We start from the raw sequence: 18,346 nt of genomic DNA on the forward strand, positions 1-18,346 counted from the left end.
AGTTCCCGCCCGCCGAGCCTCTTTTCGCGAGAACCCACGCCGCGCCGTTTTCGACAGAACCCAGGCAGAGCCGGTTTCCGCGAGGACCCGCGCCGCGACGCCACCGTCGCAGGCGTTCAACCCGCCCAGGTGCCGGCGGGTGCCCACCGCTCACCTCCCGCCCACCCACCGCACACCCCCGGGAGCCCACACCCTTGATCTCGTCCCCCGCACCCGCCTTGAGCGCCCGTTTGTCAGTGCAGGGTCGTAGGGTGGTCGCGCTATGACGAAGCCCTCACTCCCCGAACTCCTGCATGCTGCCGTCGCTGCCGTCGGTGGTACGGAGCGCCCCGGTCAGGTGGCCATGGCCGAAGCCGTCGAGGAAGCGATCGACGACGGCTCCCACCTGCTGGTCCAGGCCGGCACCGGTACCGGTAAGTCGCTGGGCTACCTGGTGCCCGCGCTCGCCCACGGGGAGCGTGTGGTCGTCGCGACCGCGACCCTCGCCCTGCAACGTCAGCTGGTGGAGCGCGACCTGCCGAGAACGGTCGAGTCGTTGCACCCCCTGCTGCGCCGACGCCCGGAGTTCGCGATGCTCAAGGGCCGGTCGAACTACCTGTGTCTGCACCGACTGCACGAGGGCGTCCCGCAGGACGAGGAGGAGGGTCTCTTCGACCAGTTCGAGGCCGCCGCGCCCACGAGCAAGCTGGGCCAGGACCTGCTGAGGGTGCGCGACTGGGCCGACGAGACCGAAACGGGCGATCGTGACGACCTCACGCCCGGCATCTCGGACCGGGCCTGGTCCCAGGTGTCGGTCTCGTCGCGGGAGTGCCTGGGCGCGTCGAAGTGCGCGTACGGCGCCGAGTGCTTCGCGGAGATGGCCCGTGAACGGGCGAAGCTCGCCGAGGTCGTCGTCACCAATCACGCGCTGCTCGCGATCGACGCCATCGAGGGCGCTCCGGTCCTTCCGCAGCACGAGGTGCTGATCGTCGACGAGGCGCACGAACTGGTATCCCGCGTGACCGGGGTCGCCACCGGTGAGCTCACTCCCGGCCAGGTCAACCGGGCGGTGCGGCGCGCCGCGAAACTCGTGAACGAGAAGGCCGCCGACCAGCTCCAGACCGCCGCCGAGGGTTTCGAGCGGCTGATGGAGCTGGCGCTGCCAGGCCGTCTGGAGGAGATCCCCGAAGATCTCGGGTACGCCCTCATGGCGCTGCGCGACGCGTGCCGCACGGTCATCTCCGCGATCGGCACGACCCGCGACAAGTCCGTCCAGGACGAGGACGCCGTCCGCAAGCAGGCCCTGGCCTCCGTGGAGAACGTGCACGACGTGGCGGAGCGCATCACGAACGGCTCCGAGTGGGACGTGGTCTGGTACGAGCGCCACGACCGTTTCGGCGCCTCCCTGCGTGTCGCCCCCATGTCCGTCTCGGGGCTGCTGCGCGAGAAGCTCTTCGCGGACCGCTCCGTGGTGCTGACGTCCGCGACGCTGAAGCTGGGCGGCGACTTCAACGGTGTGGGCGCCTCCCTGGGCCTCGCCCCCGAGGGCACCGAGGGCGACGACCTCCCGAAGTGGAAGGGCATCGACGTCGGCTCGCCCTTCGACTACCGCAAGCAGGGCATCCTGTATGTCGCCAAGCACCTCGCGCGCCCCGCGCGGGATGGTGACCGAGCCGACATGCTGGACGAACTCACGGAGCTGATCCAGGCGGCGGGCGGCCGGACCCTCGGCCTGTTCTCCTCGATGCGGGGTGCCCAGCTGGCCGCCGAGGAACTGCGCTCCCGTATCCCGGAGTATCCGATCCTGCTCCAGGGCGAGGAGACGCTCGGGGAGCTCATCAAGAACTTCGCGGCCGACCCGAAGACCTGCCTCTTCGGCACGCTGTCGCTCTGGCAGGGCGTGGACGTCCCGGGTCCCAGCTGCCAGCTGGTCGTCATGGACAAGATCCCGTTCCCGCGCCCGGACGATCCTCTGATGAGCGCCCGGCAGAAGGCCGTGGAGGACGCCGGTGGCAACGGCTTCATGGCGGTCGCCGCCACCCACGCCGCTCTGCTCATGGCCCAGGGCGCCGGCCGTCTCGTACGGGCGTCAGGGGACCGGGGCGTGGTCGCCGTCCTCGATCAGCGTCTGGCGACGGCCCGCTACGGCGGCTACCTGAAGGCCTCGCTGCCCGACTTCTGGTTCACGACGGACCGGAACCAGGTGCGGAAGTCGCTCGCGGCGATCGACGCTGCGGCTCAGCAGATCGAAGAAGAATGAGCCGCGGCTAGGCCGACGGCTGAGCTGCCGGCCTACCCGCACAGGCACGAGCCACCGGCTCCCGGGCTCGGTCATCACAGCCGGTCCTGGACAGCGCAGGGCCCCGGAACCGGCGCAGGGGTCCCGGGGCCCGGTCAGAGGGCGGGCCTGCCGGCCCTGCCCGACGCGGTGCGCGCTGTCAGACGCGCCGCAGTACGGCCACCACCTTGCCGAGGATGGTGGCGTCGTCGCCGGGGATCGGCTCGTAGGACGCGTTGTGCGGCAGGAGCCAGACGTGGCCGTCCTCGCGCTTGAAGCGCTTGACGGTGGCCTCGCCGTCGAGCATCGCGGCCACGATGTCGCCGTTCTCGGCGACCGGCTGACGGCGCACCGTGACCCAGTCGCCATCGCAGATCGCGGCCTCGATCATCGAGTCACCCACGACCTTCAGGACGAACAGCTCACCGTCGCCGACGAGCTGGCGGGGCAGGGGGAAGACGTCCTCGACGGACTCCTCGGCGAGGATCGGGCCACCGGCGGCGATCCGGCCCACCAGCGGCACATAGGACGCGGCGGGCTTGCCCGCGGTGTCCGTCGGCTGCACCGAGGCGGCCTGGTCGGAGCCGCGCACTTCGTAGGCGCGCGGGCGGTGCGGGTCACGGCGCAGGAAGCCCTTGCGCTCGAGCGCCATCAGCTGGTGTGCCACGGAGGATGTGCTGGAAAGGCCGACGGCCTGACCGATCTCCCGCATCGACGGCGGGTAGCCTCGTCGCTGTACGGAGTCCCGGATGACCTCGATCACCCGGCGCTGGCGGTCGGTGAGTCCGGAACTGTCCGCCCGGATGCCGGGAGGTCGGCCCGGCAGGGAGCGCTTGTGCCCCTCAGGGTTCGTGGCTTCGTTCATCGCATGCACCGGCTCCAGTCGGCCCTGGGAGCGGTCCTGGGCAGCGATGGCGGCACTGTCTGCGGTGGTGGTCACGTCGGCCCCTCTCGATGGTCTCCCTGCTGGACAACGGTAGTTGCTTTCGAAAGGTTGCGCCAAACACACGTTCGAGTGAAAAAACGCGAATCTACGGACGCGATCATGTGTCCGGGTGTATTGGCGGCCGTGCCACCTCGCGGGCAAAAGGGCCCATTGCTGTACTCTTCACCGCCGGGGTGATCACCTAGTGGACTGTGCCCCAGTCTGCCATCCGGCATTCCCGCGCTTCGGGGCCGGTCCTCATTTGTGCGGGAGTCCCACCTCCCCTCCTCGCGGCGCCCACGGTATCTCCGCGTGTGCCGCGGCGATACGCCCGTGCATCAACGGATGTGGACGCACCCTTGAGCGAGGTCGCCGGAAGGCGGCTCACGGGGGGCGAACGGGCGGGTGTGGCAGGGGTTGTTGCGTGCCACCTGCGCCTATGCGTGCGACACGCGGGGTGGGCCTGGATGTATGAGCCAATCCCCACATCTAGTGGTTGGATTGCAGCAGCAGCCCAGAAGTTGTGGTCCCCCCGGTCTCGAGGCCCATGGTCATCGCCTATGCTTGGGGCTGCTTCGTGGGGCGCAAGATGCCCGGCGAGGCTATTGAGTCTGCTGTGAGGAGGGTTGTTTTTCCATGCACTGCCCCTTCTGCAGGCACCCCGACAGCCGGGTCGTGGACAGTCGTACGACCGACGACGGCACGTCGATCCGAAGGCGCCGCCAGTGCCCTGACTGCTCCCGTCGTTTCACGACGGTGGAGACGTGCTCGCTCATGGTGGTGAAGCGGTCCGGGGTCACCGAGCCCTTCAGCCGTACGAAGATCATCAATGGTGTGCGCAAGGCGTGCCAGGGACGGCCCGTCACCGAGGATGCGCTCGCCCAGCTCGGCCAGCGGGTCGAGGAGGCGGTGCGAGCCACCGGAAGCGCCGAGCTGACCACCCACGACGTGGGGCTGGCCATACTCGGCCCCTTGCAGGAACTCGATCTCGTGGCCTACCTGCGGTTCGCCTCGGTCTACCGGGCGTTCGACTCGCTCGACGACTTCCAGGCGGCCATCACGGAACTGAGGGCACAGACGGGACCCCCCGAGACGGACGACCCGGACCGCGAGGGCGCGGCTGCGGGGAGCCGGCAGGACGACCGCGGGCCCGGAGGGAACGAGCAGGTCCCCGAGCCCGCAGGCGCCGCCGACTGACCGGCGGGCCGGACCCGGAAGGCAGCTCCGGGACCCGGCCGGGCGGCGGCGTGAGAAGACCTGTTGCGGGCGTGTGAGTGGGCGCTCGCAACATCAGACAGAACAACGTGCACCGGGAACATCGGAGCACTTCAGGGCGTTTTCGCCCGTACAGGGAGGCGGCATGACAGAGACGGCGAGCGGTCCGGCACGGAGTCCCCGCGCCAAGAGCGCCAAGGCGAGCAAGGGCCTGCGTGTCGAGCGCATCCACACCACCCCTGGGGTCCACCCCTATGACGAGGTGGCCTGGGAGAGCCGTGACGTCGTCATGACCAACTGGCGCGACGGCTCGGTCAACTTCGAGCAGCGCGGCGTGGAGTTCCCCGACTTCTGGTCGGTGAACGCGGTCAACATCGTCACCAGCAAGTACTTCCGCGGTGCCGTGGGCACCCCGCAGCGCGAGACCAGCCTCAAGCAGCTGATCGACCGCATCGTGAAGACGTACCGGAAGGCCGGTGAGGACTACAAGTACTTCGCCTCGCCCGCCGACGCCGAGATCTTCGAGCACGAGCTGGCCTACGCCCTCCTGCACCAGATCTTCAGCTTCAACAGCCCCGTGTGGTTCAACGTGGGCACGCCGCAGCCCCAGCAGGTCTCCGCCTGTTTCATCCTGTCCGTCGACGACTCCATGGAGTCGATCCTCGACTGGTACAAGGAAGAGGGCATGATCTTCAAGGGCGGCTCCGGCGCCGGCCTGAACCTCTCCCGCATCCGCTCCTCCAAGGAGCTGCTGTCCTCTGGTGGCAACGCCTCCGGCCCGGTCTCCTTCATGCGCGGCGCCGACGCCTCCGCAGGAACGATCAAGTCCGGTGGCGCCACCCGCCGCGCCGCCAAGATGGTCGTCCTCGATGTGGACCACCCGGACATCGAGGACTTCATCGAGACCAAGGTCAAGGAAGAAGAGAAGATCCGCGTCCTGCGCGACGCCGGCTTCGACATGGACCTGGGCGGCGACGACATCACGTCCGTCCAGTACCAGAACGCCAACAACTCGGTCCGCGTGAACGACGAGTTCATGAAGGCGGTCGACCAGGGCGGCCAGTTCGGGCTGCGCGGCCGGATGACCGGCGAGGTCATCGAGGAGGTCGACGCCAAGGCGCTCTTCCGCAAGATCGCCGAGGCCGCCTGGGCCTGCGCCGACCCCGGCATCCAGTACGACGACACCATCAACAACTGGCACACCTGCCCCGAGTCCGGCCGGATCACCGCGTCGAACCCGTGCAGCGAGTACATGCACCTGGACAACACGTCCTGCAACCTGGCCTCGCTGAACCTGATGAAGTTCCTGAAGGACGACGGCAAGGGAAACCAGTCCTTCGAGGCCGAGCGCTTCCAGAAGGTCGTCGAGCTGGTCATCACCGCGATGGACATCTCGATCTGCTTCGCGGACTTCCCGACCCAGAAGATCGGCGAGAACACGCGCGCGTTCCGCCAGCTCGGCATCGGCTACGCCAACCTCGGCGCCCTGCTGATGGCCACCGGTCACGCCTACGACTCCGACGGCGGCCGCGCCCTCGCCGGTGCCATCACCTCCCTGATGACCGGCACGGCCTACCGCCGCTCCGCCGAGCTCGCCTCGGTGGTCGGCCCGTACGACGGCTACGCCCGCAACGCCGACGCCCACAAGCGCGTCATGAAGCAGCACTCCGACGCCAACGACACGGCCGTCCGCATGGACGACCTGGACACCCCGGTGTGGGCCGCCGCCAGCGAGGCCTGGGGCGACGTCCTGCGCCTGGGCGAGAAGAACGGTTTCCGTAACTCGCAGGCGTCCGTGCTCGCCCCGACCGGCACCATCGGTCTCGCGATGTCCTGCGACACCACCGGCGTCGAGCCCGACCTGGCCCTGGTCAAGTTCAAGAAGCTCGTCGGCGGCGGCTCGATGCAGATCGTCAACGGCACCGTCCCGCAGGCCCTGCGCCGCCTGGGCTACCTCGAGGAGCAGATCGAGGCGATCGTCGCCCACATCGCCGAGAACGGCAACGTGATCGACGCCCCCGGTCTCAAGCCGGAGCACTACGAGGTGTTCGACTGCGCCATGGGCGAGCGGGCCATCTCCCCGATGGGCCACGTCCGCATGATGGCCGCGATCCAGCCGTGGATCTCGGGCGCCATCTCCAAGACGGTCAACATGCCGGAGACGGCGACCGTCGAGGAGGTCGAGGAGATCTACTTCGAGGCCTGGAAGCTCGGCGTCAAGGCCCTCGCGATCTACCGCGACAACTGCAAGGTCGGCCAGCCCCTCTCCGCCAAGACCAAGGAGAAGGAGAAGGCGGAGATCACCGAGAAGGCCGAGGAGACGATCCGTACCGCGGTCGAGAAGGTCGTCGAGTACCGCCCGGTCCGCAAGCGCCTGCCGAAGGGACGCCCCGGCATCACCACGTCCTTCACCGTCGGCGGCGCCGAGGGCTACATGACGGCCAACTCCTACCCGGACGACGGTCTCGGTGAGGTCTTCCTCAAGATGTCCAAGCAGGGCTCGACCCTCGCGGGCATGATGGACGCCTTCTCCATCGCGGTCTCCGTCGGTCTGCAGTACGGCGTGCCGCTGGAGACGTACGTCTCGAAGTTCACCAACATGCGCTTCGAGCCGGCCGGCATGACGGACGACCCGGACGTGCGGATGGCGCAGTCGATCGTCGACTACATCTTCCGCCGCCTGGCGCTGGACTTCCTGCCCTTCGAGACGCGCTCCGCACTCGGCATCCACTCCGCCGAGGAGCGTCAGCGTCACCTCGAGACCGGTTCCTACGAGCCGAGCGACGATGAGGTCGACGTCGAGGGCCTGGCCCAGTCCGCGCCACGCGCCCAGGAGCTGAAGGCCGTGTCCGCCCCGAGGGTCGAGGAGGCGGTCAAGCCCGCCCCGCAGCAGGCTCACACCAGCGCCGAACTGGTGGAGATGCAGTTGGGCATCCAGGCCGACGCCCCGCTGTGCTTCTCGTGCGGTACGAAGATGCAGCGCGCCGGTTCCTGCTACATCTGCGAGGGCTGCGGCTCGACCAGCGGCTGCAGCTGAAACTGAGCGGAATTGCATCGAGTGCAACACTCGGCAAACGCTCACCTGACAAGTAATCCCTGATGAGAGGGGCGTCAGCCTCGCGCTGACGCCCCTCCCGCGTAGCGGCTGGCCTGGGGATACACCCGCCGCTGAAGCGCACGCAACAATGTTGCATCCAGCGCAACCGCCCTACATGTCCCCGGTGAAGGTGATACAGAGGAAAAGTCATGGACTACGTAGTCCACGATCTCGGTCGTCAGTCCAAGGGCGCGACCGCAGTCATCAATCTGTCCGGAAGCGCAGCCAATGTGCGTCTGATGGACAGCAGCAACTATCAGAAATACAAAACCGGGCGAGACCACAGGTGTATCGGTGGGCTGGCAAGGACCTCTCCGGTACGTCTTGCGATTCCGAGTAGCGGCCACTGGTACGTGACCGTTGATCTGATGGGCCTCAAGGGCAAGGTGAGGTCTTCGGCCTCCGTCGAACCGCCCCCGCTGCCCGTGCTCCGCCCGAGCAATGCTGGTTCCCTGGCCAATATCAGGCATGAGCCGCCGCCTTACTCCGCAGGCCGTGGTGAGCCTGTACGAGATGTCTTCATCTCCCATGCCAGTGAAGACAAAGAAGCCGTGGCCCGACCGCTGGCGCAGTATCTGCAAGAAGCCGGCATCTCTGTGTGGCTCGACGTTCTCGAACTGAGGATCGGCGACAGCCTCCGCCGCAAGATCGACCACGGGTTGGCTAACAGCCAGTTCGGCATCGTAATTCTCTCGCGCCACTTCTTCGAGAAGGGGTGGCCCCAGTATGAACTTGACGGCCTGGTGACGAGGTACGTGACGGGGCAACAGAACCTGCTGCCCATCTGGCACAACGTCACCAAGGACGAGGTTATGGCGCAAAGCCCGTCCCTGGCCGACAAGTTGGCGAGAAGCACCGCTCAGTTCACGGTCGAGGAGATCGCCAGCGAGATTGCTGATGTGATTCGAGAGAGTCGAGAGGGCGATGCTCAGCGTGATGCTGGGTAACTCGAATCTCATACCTGAGAATTCCGGCGGAGAAGCCGCCGGATGGTGATCGTCTGACCCTTCGGAGGGGTCAGACGATCACCGCAGCCAGAACGAAACGTCCTGTACCGCATCCAGGCATGCATGACATCACGTTCTGAGCTGCAACGCAAAGTGGCACGAAAGGAACTGTGATCATGTCCAAGAACCCACGTCAGACAGGTAAGAAGGCTGCGTCGGCCGCAGCCAAGGTCCTGGCCAACCCGAAGTCGACCAAGGCCGAGAAGTCTGCGGCGGCAAGCGCGTTGTCGCAGACGCCGTCCAAGAAGAAGTAACACCTGAAGGTGCCCAGGGCCTGCGCCCTGGGCACCCCAATCCTCAAGGGCACCCATGGCAGGCCCTGCGTAACCAACTCAACGATGATGCGTTAGACGCAACATGAGCAGTGGGGTGGGCCTGCCAGGTGCTGCGCACCTGATGCTTGCTGACGGGGTCGTGCATCTGGACCCCGAGACAGCCGTCTTCGAGGCGATGCTGGAGGGGTGGGCCCGACAGCAGCAGGCCAGGTTTTTGGACTGGGATGGAACGATCAAACCGCGCCTCGCCCTTATCAGGCGATTTGCCGATTTCACCAATGAGTACCCATGGCAATGGCAGCCTGCCGAAGTTGACGCATTCATGAATTCCCTTCGGGATAGGCGACCAACCTTCGCGGCGGCAACTGGGCGGAGCTATCAGAACGCGCTGCGAATGTTCTGCGGTTACGTCACGGACGCTCGTTATGGCTGGCCGGTAAAGTGCTTTGATTCCTTTGGTCAAGCGCCAGTGCAGATTTTGCACGAGTGGAACACCATCGGCCACTCTAGTGAATATGAAGGTGACTCGGAACGGCGCCCCCTCACTTATGACGAGGTGCAAGCCCTATTCGACGCAGCGGATGGACGGGTCGAGGACATCAGAGCCCGTCGCCGCAAGGGCGCTTTGGCAGCCATGAGGGATGCCGTATTACTCAAAACAGTATACGCATACGGGCTGCGCCGGCAGGAGGCTGTGCGCCTAGATCTACATGATCTGAGGAGGAATCCCAAGGCTCCATCGTATGGGCGTTTCGGGGCGATTTTTATTCGCTACGGTAAATCCTCCAAGGGCGGTCCGCCGAAGCGGCGAACCGTGTTCACGGTTCCCGAGTTCGACTGGGTGGTTGAATTGCTGGATCACTACATTGAAGAGATTCGGCCGCTTGCGTCGCCAGGTAAGCACCCCGCCCTGTGGATTACCGAGCGTCTAAGCCGTATCTCTATGCGCCGACTGGACGAGGCATTCGAAACGGCTCGAACCATGGCAGGGCTGCCTACAGAGCTAAATCTCCACTGCCTTCGGCATAGCTATGTCACGCATCTCATCGAATTTGATTACCCGGAGCGATTCGTGCAGGATCAGGTGGGTCATGAATATGCTTCCACTACAGCCATCTACTCAGGCGTATCTGACGAATATCGGAATCGGCTAGTTCAGAGATCTCTGAAAGCCAGGTACTCCGACCTGTGGGGGACCTCGTCGTGATCAAGAAGATGGGGATCCGATGGAACCTGCGCCAACTTATGGCAGCTCGCGAGATGTTTCAAACCACGGACTTGGTTCCCTTGCTTGCGGAGAGGGGAATCCACCTTTCTCGCGAGCAGGTATTTCGCCTAGTGACTCAACCACCCCAGCGGTTGTCTATGGATACGTTGGCTGCTCTCTGTGACATCCTTGGTTGTACTCCCAACGACCTCATTGGCGTTGAGGTTGTTCATTCGGAGGTACGAAAGGCTTCTGGGGCTGCCGCCAATCCGGTTCCGCTGTTGCGGCGTACCACTATCCGTCGCCCTGGCCAACGATGAGCAGCCGCGATCGTCAGCTGTCCGAGAAGCGTTGGCAGCGAGTGCTACAGCATATTTCGTCAACGCTGCCTAGCCTCAATGAAGCGGGGGCGGCGGAGATTCTTCGGAAGGCTAAAGCGGATCAGGGCATCTCGCTGCGACAGCTTGATGAGCACTTCCTCGAAGTACCAGATGCGCTCGGCTCCGGGGCATCAGACTGTCCCTTAGTTCTGATCAGGCTGGTTGAGGTTCTCGTCAACGCTGGGATTGAAGGAGTCGTGAGGCCTGGTTGTTCTCAGTGTGGTGCGGTGGGTGTAGATCTTTCAAGAAAAGGGACGGCAGGTCGTGTCTGTACTCCTTGCAACAATCGCTTAAAGCGGCTTCTCTGCGCACGATGTGGTCGTCTGGAACGCATCGCCGCTCGCTGGGAAGGGGAGCCGGTCTGCTATCGCTGCTACAGCAACGACCCGAAAGTTACAGTCGAATGCTCCTCGTGTAGCCGCCTCCGCGCTCCTAGGTACCGATCCCCTGATGGCGCGGTACTTTGCTCCAACTGTGCTCCCAAGCCGGTCCACCTGTGCAGCGTATGCGGTGACCGGGCGCCAGCTCACTCGCGTGTTGAGGGGCAGGCAGTATGCAAGCGTTGTTACCGGGCCCCGCAGAGAGCGTGTGGCCAGTGTGGCAAGAATCGCCCTACGAAAATCAAAGGATCTTCGGGCAGGGGCGATCTATGCGCCCATTGCTATTACGGACCGGAAAATACTTGTGCTACTTGTGGGTTGCTTCGGCAGTGCCGGCGCAGCCGTGTCACAGGCGAATACACCTGTGAGCGGTGCTATAGGCGACCCACTCGAATCTGCTCGTGGTGCGGTCGAGACCGTCAGATCCACGCGAGATGGCCTGGCGGACCAGTCTGTGATACATGCTATAACCGCACTCTGTCTGAACCGGGGGATTGCGAAGGATGCGGCAAGCGGCGAGCGTTAATTGCCACTAATTCATTTGGGAGGCGTGTGTGCGGCCCCTGTGGCGGCAGTTGGGTGGACTATCTTTGCCGCACCTGCGGAGAAGCGGGATTCCCGTATGAGGACGGGAATTGTGATCGTTGCGTCCTTAAAGTGAGGCTGCGTGACCTATTCTCCGATCAAGACGGCTTGATCAAGCCGGAAATTCATCCGCTGATCGAGGTGCTAGGAAGCGTTCCGCGTCCCTACCGCACACTTCAATGGCTAGCCAAGGGGCGTGCTGCGCAGTTACTAGCCCAAGTGGCCCGCGAGGATAGGAAAGTAAGCCATGAACTCTTGGATGAGATGCCCCTGGGGCCTGCCGCGGATTATGCTCGAAGTGCACTAGTCCATACTCGCGTACTGCCTGAGCGGGTGGAACACTTCGGACGCCTTGAGGCTTGGTCAAAGAACCTTCTAGTGGACAAGCCTGCTCATCACGTGCGCTTGGTACGCCCGTTCATCCAATGGCATATCATCCTCCGAGCTCGACGTAAGGTTCAGCGTCATCAACTCAGTTATGGTGCGGCTCAATCGACTCGGCGACGGATTAGCATTGCCTTTCAATTTTTGGATTGGCTGGATCGGCGAGATATTCTCTTTGAGGAGATCACTCAGGGAGACGTTGACCGCTGGCTCGCGGAGGGTTCGACTACGCGATATCAGGTTCGATATTTTATTGGTTGGGCTGTGAGTCGACATTTGATCGATCCGGTATTCGTGCCATGTCGCCCGCAGGGGAATCCTGAAGTCGTCCTTGATGAGTACGATCACATCCAGCAGATTCGCCGATGCGTAAGTGACAGTGGAATTCCATTGGACGTTCGTGTGGCAGGAGCGCTGGTTCTTGCCTTCGGAGCCACTCTCGCTCGGATTGTTTGCTTGACTGTCGGTGACCTAATTCAGGAGGAGGGAGAGAGTTACGTTTCTCTCGGTAGGAAGCCACTGCTCCTACCTCCACAGCTTGCCTGCCTTGCTATGGAGCTCGCTGACTCTCCCCGGAGCTTGTCGGTTATTGGGGCGGCAGCGGGGGCGTCACATTGGTTGTTCCCGGGAAGAAGAGCTGGGATGCATCTTGCCGCTGGAACCCTTGCTCAGAGGTTGAGGAGATTCGGAATCACGCCCCCGGGCGCTCGTAACGCTGCTCGAATGTCTCTTGCGACTGACCTGCCGGCACCTGTGATTGCCGAACTCTTCGGCATGCATATCAACACGGCAGTTCGGTGGGTTCGCTTCGCAAAGCGTGACTGGGGAGGGTACCTGGCGGCTCGTGTTGCGGATGCGGAGAGCAATACCCGTGGGCAACAGTAGGTGCTCTGCATCACTGTTCGGACGTCATCAACGTGTGGAACAGTTGGTCAGTGAAGTGAACTGGACTTCGGAAACACTGCCCCCGGGCTTCTTTGCGACTGGCGGTTGGGTCTGATGCAACATGGTTGCCGCCTATCGCAACCTGGCCCCGCAGCAGCGAGATGGTGCAGAAGTTGATCGACGCTGTCAGTGACGGTGTGCCCGGCGCATTGACCGAGGTCATAACACTGAGCCGGACGTTGGTCACGCCCACCGCCGAGGACTTGGCCTACTTCGGCCAGCCCGGACCGAACGAGGGCGGCCAACGGTCGACTTGAGCACCTGCGCGGCTCCGCCCTCGTGTTCCGCACCCTCACAAGTTACATCGCCAGGTGTGCTCGAAGCTGGCGGGTTCAGACCGCAGTCGTACTTTCAACTGTGAAGAGCCTGAAAACTCCTGTAAGCCCAGCGCTTGGCTCTCTTTGCCTGCGCTTCACGCTGCTCGAAATCCTGCATTTCCATGTCGGTCAGGTAGCCGTCCAACCATCCCTGAAAGTGCAATGTTCGGTCCATTTCGGATGGTTCATCTCGATGCCACATGTATAGGTCGATGCTGGGGTGTGCGACCGAGCCAAGGCGCCGTAGGGCGGCGGGTGTTACCCCTCCAAACACACAGAGGATGCCACGGTCGACGCGTAGGTCGAGGAGCTTGCCGATGAACTCCTCGGCAGTGGTGATACCTACAGCGCGCTTGTGGAGCTTGCACTCAAAGGCGATGCGCAGGGTTCCACCGATGGCTGGCACCGATGCGAGTACGTCGATCTGGCGTTCGGCCTTGCTGTGGATGCCGGTCAGCTTAGCGTCGTGGTGCACGGTTGCGTTGGCGTCGAGTTCGCGGACCTGTTGCGCGACCAGTCGCTCGAACGACCGCCAGTCGTCGGCCTCGGTGGACCAGAACGGCATCCGGATGCTCATCATGTTTCCCACGTGGCAAGAGTAGGTGCAGGGACTGACACTCTCCCTTGGAGAGTCTGACCCTCCATCAAGTCGACGGGCAGTCGGCCGCTCACTCCCTGGCCTTCACCTCGATCGTTGCCAGTCGTGTGAGTCGACCATCCTCGGCAGGGAGCCCTACACGCTGTATCAAACCAGTCGTCTCTGCGCTGTGGCATCGGAAGTCAACTCGTGGCCCTACGGCACGACAGGCCGAGACGAGGGGAATAGCGCACGTCAGGAATAGGTGCTCTCCACCAGTACACCGAGCGCCTTGGGGGCGTGAAGTAGCTGGTCAGGGCGGTGGAGTCGATCTCGCGGCTCCACCGCCCTGACACGCGTGACGCCTGGCTGTTGCGTTTGATGCAACCCGCCGCCGAGTCGAGGGCTTGTCGCGTCGATTGCTGTCGTGGCATGCTCCGAGCCATGATCAAGAGAATCGAGTCCTCCGTCCGCCGATGAGCGAGACGACCGGGACACGACTGCCCGGGTCACCGACATCGCTGTTCGATCACGCACTCCAGCTACATCAGTTGGCTCCAGGGGAGCCGCTTCCGCGCGACGGGGAACCATATCCCGACCACGAGTTGCACCGTCGTCGGCGAGGCCCGAAGGCACCTGAGGACCGGCACTCGGCCGGCAAGGACGTTGCCCTTGTCCTGGACGCGCATTTTGCCAGGGCTTCTGCCCTGCCCAGCGAATTGGCCGATGCCTTCCACGACGTCTACGTCCCGATTCACCAGAACGAGCACATCGCCGCCGCGGCTGAGCGGGCGGGCAGAGAACGCGTTCGCCAAACGGGCCGCTGGTTGGTCCGATACGGGACCGATCGATGCGCGGTCACCGTTGGACTTGCCCTGCTGGCTGCCGTGGGCGCAGCCGAGGACATCCCACTGATTCAAACGATCGGGCTGCTTTCCAACCGCTTCGGGCCACTCGCGGCGCACGCATTCGAGCGGCAGGCAGGGGGAGTGGAAGCCTTGCTTTGGCTGGCCGAGCGTGTCACCGGCTGGGGACGCGTCTATGTCGTTGAAGCGCTTTGCAGACTCGACGACCCGACTGCCCGACCTTGGCTGCTTCGTAGAGCCTGTGACGGCGATTTCCTTAATGCGTACTTCGCCGGCAACGTCGCCACAGTCGCCAAACTCGATGAGGCACTGGCAGACCTCAACACTGACAGCGAGATGGTCGACCACGTCGGTCGCCTACTCCATCAGATGAGTGACTGTGGGGGGATGGGACTCACCCTCGCTCACTACCCCCATTCGGGAGCGGTCCTGGAAGCTCATGCTCGCCATGTGGGTCTGCTCGGCCCGACGAGGGAGCGCTATTTCACGATCGCGGTGCTCGCCCAGCACCTGACTACAGAGCCTCCCGAGGCTGCGGGATGCACTGCGGCGCAGCAGGAAGCGCTCCGGGCGACCTACCTTGAGGTGCTCGACCGAGAGGAGTGGACCCAGGCCGCACGCGCTGGGCTCGCGACGGATGACAACCGGATGCGATGGCTCGCCGACCACCGGGCGCCCCAGTTGAGGCTGCGTGCGTTCCCCGATCGAGAGCCGGATGCCGATGAATAGCGCACATCAGGAATAAGTGCTCTCCGCCAGTACGCCGAGCGTCTGAGCCGATGACGGAGGGGCACCGCCTGCAGGCGGTGCCCCTCTCGTCGTACGGGCCTGTTCCGCGGCAGGTCAGGAACGGCCTGCCGCCCCCATCATCCTGGTGAAGTCCACCGGGTCGCCCTCGAAACCACGGAGCCCGGCGCGGAAGGCCCATGGCCCGGAGCCCTCCCGGGCGAACTCCGCCACCGTCGTCGCCGTCGCCCCGAGGACCCCGCCGAAGTCGTCCTCCGCCAGGACGGTGTACCCCTCGCGGATACGCAGTCCGGGATTGCGCACACTGACGAAGGTGCGCTCCGCCGGGTGCTGCTGGATGACGACACCGACGACCACACGCGCGTAGCGCTCGTCGAGCCGGTCGAGTTCCAGTGTCATGACTTCGTCGTAGCCGAAGCCCTGGCCGTCCTTGCTGTCCCTGTTGAGGGTGATGGTGCCGTCCGGGGAGCGGCTGTCGAAGTGCACCAGGTACGCGGGATCGCCGTGTGGATCGTCCGCCAGGTAGGTCGCGGCGATCAGGTCCAGGTCCGTGGACGGCTGCCCCGCTGGGCTCGGATCCCACCGCACCGCGACCTCGATCTTGCGCAGCCCCTTGTTGAGCCCGTCCACCAGAATCCCCTTCCCCGTACCGACCGGTTCGCCGGCCCCAACTGCCGGGCGGGCATGACTGTTTGTCCATCCTGCCACGGGCGCGGGTGCGTGCGGGGAGGAGCGGTCCGGTCGAGAGTGACCGACGCCACGCCCGGTGGCCTTACCATGGCGCGGTGCTGGTCAAGTGGATTCGCTGCACCGTGGTGGACCGCCGCGGTTTCGAGCGGGGGCAGCGGAAGTGGGCGGGGCTTCTGGGGGAGCCGGGGTTTCGCGGGCAGGGGGGTGGCTGGAGCCGGGGGCGACCGGACGTGGCGCACATTTTCGCGTTCTGGGAGAGCCGCGCCTTCTACGACTCCTTCATGGCGCGGTCCCATGACCGGCTCGCATCGGCCCAGTCGGGCACGTTCAAGGACGCCCAGGTCAGGCTGTTCGACTACCGCTTCGACGTGAAGACCGGCTTCGAACCCCGATTCACGGACGCCGACCTGCTCAGAGTCGCGCTCTGCCGTATCCACGAGGAGCGGGCCGAGCACTTCGTGCTGATGCAGGAGAAGGTCTGGAACCCGGCGATGGCCGGTTCGCCCGGCATGATCCGCGGGCTGTTCGGCGAGGCCCCCGGGAACGAGTTCCTCGTGCTGTCGATGTGGCGCTCGGCCGCCGAGCACGGCAAGTACCGCACGGAGCGCGTGGAGCGGCTCGCCCTGAGAGCCCAGACGGAGGCGGACGTGGCGGCGCTCACCGGCGACGTCGTGGACATGGAGTCGAGCTGGACGGTGTGATCCGCATGGTGTGATGCCGGGCCAGGACTTCCGCCCGGGGAGAACCGCGAAAGCCGGACGGAGTCGCTCCGGTTCGACCGGCCGGAGCTGTCGTGGTCGGACAAACGTACGATCAGAGTGATCTGTGGTGCAGGATTGGTGTGACCTACGCTCTATGGGGGCGGTGGGAGTGCTCCCCCGGCCCTCACCCGATCTAGGGTCGTGGCATGGCACGACCACGGCGCATCGTCCTTGTCCGGCACGGCGAGTCAACGGGCAATGTTGATGACTCCGTCTACGAGCGCGAACCCGACCACGCACTGGCACTGACCCCGCGAGGCCGCCGGCAGGCGGAGGCGACGGGCGAGCAGCTGCGCGAGCTGTTCGGCGACGAGCGCGTCAGCGTCTACGTCTCTCCGTACCGCCGGACGCACGAGACCCTGCGCGCGTTCCACCTGGACGCCGGTCGCATACGGGTGCGCGAGGAGCCCAGGCTGCGCGAGCAGGACTGGGGCAACTGGCAGGACCGGGACGAGGTCCGCCTCCAGAAGGCCTATCGGGACGCGTACGGCCATTTCTTCTACCGCTTCGCCCAGGGCGAGTCCGGCGCCGACGTCTACGACCGGGTCGGCGGTTTCCTGGAGAGCCTCTTCCGCAGCTTCGAGGACCCGGACCACCCGCCGAACGTCCTGATCGTCACCCACGGCCTGGCCATGCGGCTGTTCTGCATGCGGTGGTTCCACTGGACGGTCGCGGAGTTCGAGTCGCTGTCGAACCCGGGGAACGGCGAGGTGCGGATGCTCGTTCTGGGGGACGACGGCAAGTACACGCTCGACCGGCCCTTCGACCGCTGGCGAGATCCCGAGCCGTACGAGATCACCGGATAGAGTGGCAGGGCGATGACCGCTGATTCCTCCCCCGACGCGCGCCTGCACCGCGCCCTGGCCTGTCTGCGCGGACTGTCCGTCGGGGACGCCCTGGGCTCCCAGTACTTCGTGCCGGTGAACTATCCGTTGCTGAAGCGCCGCGAGGTGCCGTCCGGGCTCTGGCAGTGGACGGACGACACGGAGATGGCCGGCTCGGTCGTCGCCGTCCTGGCCGCCCACCACCGCATCGACCAGGACGCCCTGGCCCTCTCCTTCGCCGAGCACCACGACTTCGACCGGGGGTACGGCCCCGCCGTCAATCGCCTCTTGCGTCTTGTCCGGGAGGGTGGCGACTGGCGGGAGCTCGCCGCCGCGCTCTTCAAGGGGCAGGGGTCGTGGGGCAACGGCGCGGCGATGCGGATCGCTCCCCTGGGCGCCTGGTACGCCGGCGATCCGGAGCAGGCGACGCACCAGGCGGAGATCTCGGCCTACACCACCCATCAGCACCGCGAAGCGGTCGTCGGGGCCATGGCCGTCGCCGCGGCGGCCGCGTTCGCCGGAGCTCCCGACGGACCGCCCAGTGCCGAAGCACTCCTCGACGGGGTCATCGACCTGGTGCCGAAGAGTGCCGTGGGCGCGGGGCTTCGCCGAGCCCGGGACATGCTCGACTACGGCGACCCGGGCACGGTCGCGGCGGTGCTGGGGTGCGGGCGGCGTACGACCGCACACGACACCGTGCCCTTCGCCCTCTGGTCGGCCGCCAGAAGCCTCGGCGACTACGAGCAGGCATTCTGGACGACCGCCCAGGTGGGCGGGGACGTCGACACCACGTGCGCCATCGTCGGCGGCGTGATCGCCTCGGGGAAGGCAGGAGCACCGCCCGCCGACTGGGTCGCGCGGACGGAGCCCCTTCCCGCCTGGGTGCCCACGTCTGCCTGACGCCTGG

15 protein-coding genes and 1 pseudogene are annotated in these 18,346 nt (G+C 65.2%); 12 read left to right on the forward strand and 4 right to left on the reverse strand.

The features are described 5' to 3' along the window. Nucleotides 1–262: 262 nt before the first annotated feature. Entirely contained in the window at nucleotides 263–2,239 is a 1,977-nt protein-coding gene (locus ACFZDI_RS35285) for a helicase C-terminal domain-containing protein (protein ID WP_391256529.1), read from the forward strand. 178 nt (nucleotides 2,240–2,417) lie between these two features. Here the strand turns inward: ACFZDI_RS35285 and lexA are convergent, their stop codons facing one another. Further along, complete coding sequence (gene lexA, locus ACFZDI_RS35290; RefSeq protein WP_053671024.1) at nucleotides 2,418–3,197, reverse strand: transcriptional repressor LexA; 780 nt, start codon at nucleotides 3,195–3,197, stop codon at nucleotides 2,418–2,420. Between the two features lie 621 nt (nucleotides 3,198–3,818). On the opposite strand from lexA, the gene nrdR reads away from it, so the two are divergent. The 6 genes from nrdR to ACFZDI_RS35320 all read left to right on the forward strand — a co-directional run bounded on the left by nrdR (nucleotide 3,819) and on the right by ACFZDI_RS35320 (nucleotide 10,303). Next, nucleotides 3,819–4,379 (forward strand): transcriptional regulator NrdR, encoded by a 561-nt coding sequence (gene nrdR, locus ACFZDI_RS35295; RefSeq protein ID WP_391256534.1) that lies wholly within the window; start codon nucleotides 3,819–3,821, stop codon nucleotides 4,377–4,379. A 163-nt stretch (nucleotides 4,380–4,542) separates the two neighbouring features. Then, complete coding sequence (locus ACFZDI_RS35300) at nucleotides 4,543–7,434, forward strand: vitamin B12-dependent ribonucleotide reductase (protein ID WP_391256537.1); 2,892 nt, start codon at nucleotides 4,543–4,545, stop codon at nucleotides 7,432–7,434. 209 nt (nucleotides 7,435–7,643) lie between these two features. After that, nucleotides 7,644–8,441: a DUF1883 domain-containing protein gene (locus ACFZDI_RS35305; protein ID WP_391256540.1), complete on the forward strand. Its 798-nt coding sequence runs from the start codon at nucleotides 7,644–7,646 to the stop codon at nucleotides 8,439–8,441. Between the two features lie 176 nt (nucleotides 8,442–8,617). Next, nucleotides 8,618–8,755, forward strand: coding sequence for a hypothetical protein (locus tag ACFZDI_RS35310; protein ID WP_329268144.1), 138 nt, complete (start codon nucleotides 8,618–8,620; stop codon nucleotides 8,753–8,755). A 103-nt stretch (nucleotides 8,756–8,858) separates the two neighbouring features. Next, nucleotides 8,859–9,983 carry a tyrosine-type recombinase/integrase gene (locus tag ACFZDI_RS35315; protein ID WP_391256542.1) on the forward strand — a complete coding sequence of 375 codons (1,125 nt, stop codon included), beginning with the start codon at nucleotides 8,859–8,861 and terminating at the stop codon, nucleotides 9,981–9,983. Next, nucleotides 9,980–10,303, forward strand: coding sequence for a helix-turn-helix domain-containing protein (locus ACFZDI_RS35320; RefSeq protein WP_391256545.1), 324 nt, complete (start codon nucleotides 9,980–9,982; stop codon nucleotides 10,301–10,303). The genes ACFZDI_RS35315 and ACFZDI_RS35320 overlap by 4 nt, the downstream gene beginning before the upstream one ends. A 1,400-nt stretch (nucleotides 10,304–11,703) precedes the next feature. On the opposite strand, the gene ACFZDI_RS35325 is transcribed toward ACFZDI_RS35320, so the two are convergent. Beyond that, on the reverse strand, nucleotides 11,704–12,060 hold the full coding sequence (locus ACFZDI_RS35325; protein ID WP_391256547.1) for a hypothetical protein: 357 nt from the start codon (nucleotides 12,058–12,060) through the stop codon (nucleotides 11,704–11,706). A 701-nt stretch (nucleotides 12,061–12,761) separates the two neighbouring features. Between ACFZDI_RS35325 and ACFZDI_RS35330 the strand changes: the two are divergent. Continuing rightward, nucleotides 12,762–13,018: pseudogene (locus tag ACFZDI_RS35330) on the forward strand (ISL3 family transposase); the annotation flags it as partial. Here ACFZDI_RS35330 and ACFZDI_RS35335 read toward each other — a convergent pair. Further along, nucleotides 13,009–13,554, reverse strand: a complete 546-nt coding sequence (locus ACFZDI_RS35335) for a restriction endonuclease (protein ID WP_391256683.1) — start codon at nucleotides 13,552–13,554, stop codon at nucleotides 13,009–13,011. The pseudogene ACFZDI_RS35330 and the gene ACFZDI_RS35335 sit on opposite strands and share 10 nt — an antisense overlap. Before the next feature lie 473 nt (nucleotides 13,555–14,027). Here ACFZDI_RS35335 and ACFZDI_RS35340 point away from each other — a divergent pair, with 473 nt between their 5' ends. Further along, the gene (locus tag ACFZDI_RS35340) at nucleotides 14,028–15,146 is read left to right on the forward strand and encodes a hypothetical protein (protein ID WP_391256550.1); all 1,119 of its coding nucleotides are present in this window, start codon (nucleotides 14,028–14,030) and stop codon (nucleotides 15,144–15,146) included. A 114-nt stretch (nucleotides 15,147–15,260) separates the two neighbouring features. On the opposite strand, the gene ACFZDI_RS35345 is transcribed toward ACFZDI_RS35340, so the two are convergent. Beyond that, the gene (locus ACFZDI_RS35345; RefSeq protein WP_391256552.1) at nucleotides 15,261–15,794 is read right to left on the reverse strand and encodes a TerD family protein; all 534 of its coding nucleotides are present in this window, start codon (nucleotides 15,792–15,794) and stop codon (nucleotides 15,261–15,263) included. Nucleotides 15,795–15,949: 155 nt separating this feature from the next. Between ACFZDI_RS35345 and ACFZDI_RS35350 the strand changes: the two genes are divergently transcribed. From ACFZDI_RS35350 to ACFZDI_RS35360, 3 genes are all read left to right on the forward strand, one after another. Beyond that, nucleotides 15,950–16,555 carry a YdbC family protein gene (locus ACFZDI_RS35350; protein WP_344368434.1) on the forward strand — a complete coding sequence of 202 codons (606 nt, stop codon included), beginning with the start codon at nucleotides 15,950–15,952 and terminating at the stop codon, nucleotides 16,553–16,555. A gap of 206 nt (nucleotides 16,556–16,761) precedes the next feature. Next, nucleotides 16,762–17,421, forward strand: coding sequence for a histidine phosphatase family protein (locus ACFZDI_RS35355; RefSeq protein ID WP_234846340.1), 660 nt, complete (start codon nucleotides 16,762–16,764; stop codon nucleotides 17,419–17,421). Nucleotides 17,422–17,433: 12 nt separating this feature from the next. Then, on the forward strand, nucleotides 17,434–18,339 hold the full coding sequence (locus ACFZDI_RS35360; protein ID WP_234846339.1) for an ADP-ribosylglycohydrolase family protein: 906 nt from the start codon (nucleotides 17,434–17,436) through the stop codon (nucleotides 18,337–18,339). The last annotated feature ends 7 nt before the right edge of the window (nucleotides 18,340–18,346 follow it).

It is taken from the genome of Streptomyces sp. NPDC007907 (assembly GCF_042959365.1).
GTDB lineage: Bacteria > Actinomycetota > Actinomycetes > Streptomycetales > Streptomycetaceae > Streptomyces > Streptomyces indiaensis.

What these genes read in the sequence shown, in the direction of transcription:
- ACFZDI_RS35285 (WP_391256529.1), top strand. Translation starts at nt 263, where the DNA reads ATGACGAAGCCCTCACTCCCCGAACTCCTGCATGCTGCCGTCGCTGCC.
- nrdR (WP_391256534.1), top strand. Translation starts at nt 3,819, where the DNA reads ATGCACTGCCCCTTCTGCAGGCACCCCGACAGCCGGGTCGTGGACAGT.
- ACFZDI_RS35300 (WP_391256537.1), top strand. Translation starts at nt 4,543, where the DNA reads ATGACAGAGACGGCGAGCGGTCCGGCACGGAGTCCCCGCGCCAAGAGC.
- ACFZDI_RS35305 (WP_391256540.1), top strand. Translation starts at nt 7,644, where the DNA reads ATGGACTACGTAGTCCACGATCTCGGTCGTCAGTCCAAGGGCGCGACC.
- ACFZDI_RS35310 (WP_329268144.1), top strand. Translation starts at nt 8,618, where the DNA reads ATGTCCAAGAACCCACGTCAGACAGGTAAGAAGGCTGCGTCGGCCGCA.
- ACFZDI_RS35315 (WP_391256542.1), top strand. Translation starts at nt 8,859, where the DNA reads ATGAGCAGTGGGGTGGGCCTGCCAGGTGCTGCGCACCTGATGCTTGCT.
- ACFZDI_RS35335 (WP_391256683.1), bottom strand. Translation starts at nt 13,554, where the DNA reads ATGATGAGCATCCGGATGCCGTTCTGGTCCACCGAGGCCGACGACTGG.
- ACFZDI_RS35340 (WP_391256550.1), top strand. Translation starts at nt 14,028, where the DNA reads ATGAGCGAGACGACCGGGACACGACTGCCCGGGTCACCGACATCGCTG.
- ACFZDI_RS35355 (WP_234846340.1), top strand. Translation starts at nt 16,762, where the DNA reads ATGGCACGACCACGGCGCATCGTCCTTGTCCGGCACGGCGAGTCAACG.
- ACFZDI_RS35360 (WP_234846339.1), top strand. Translation starts at nt 17,434, where the DNA reads ATGACCGCTGATTCCTCCCCCGACGCGCGCCTGCACCGCGCCCTGGCC.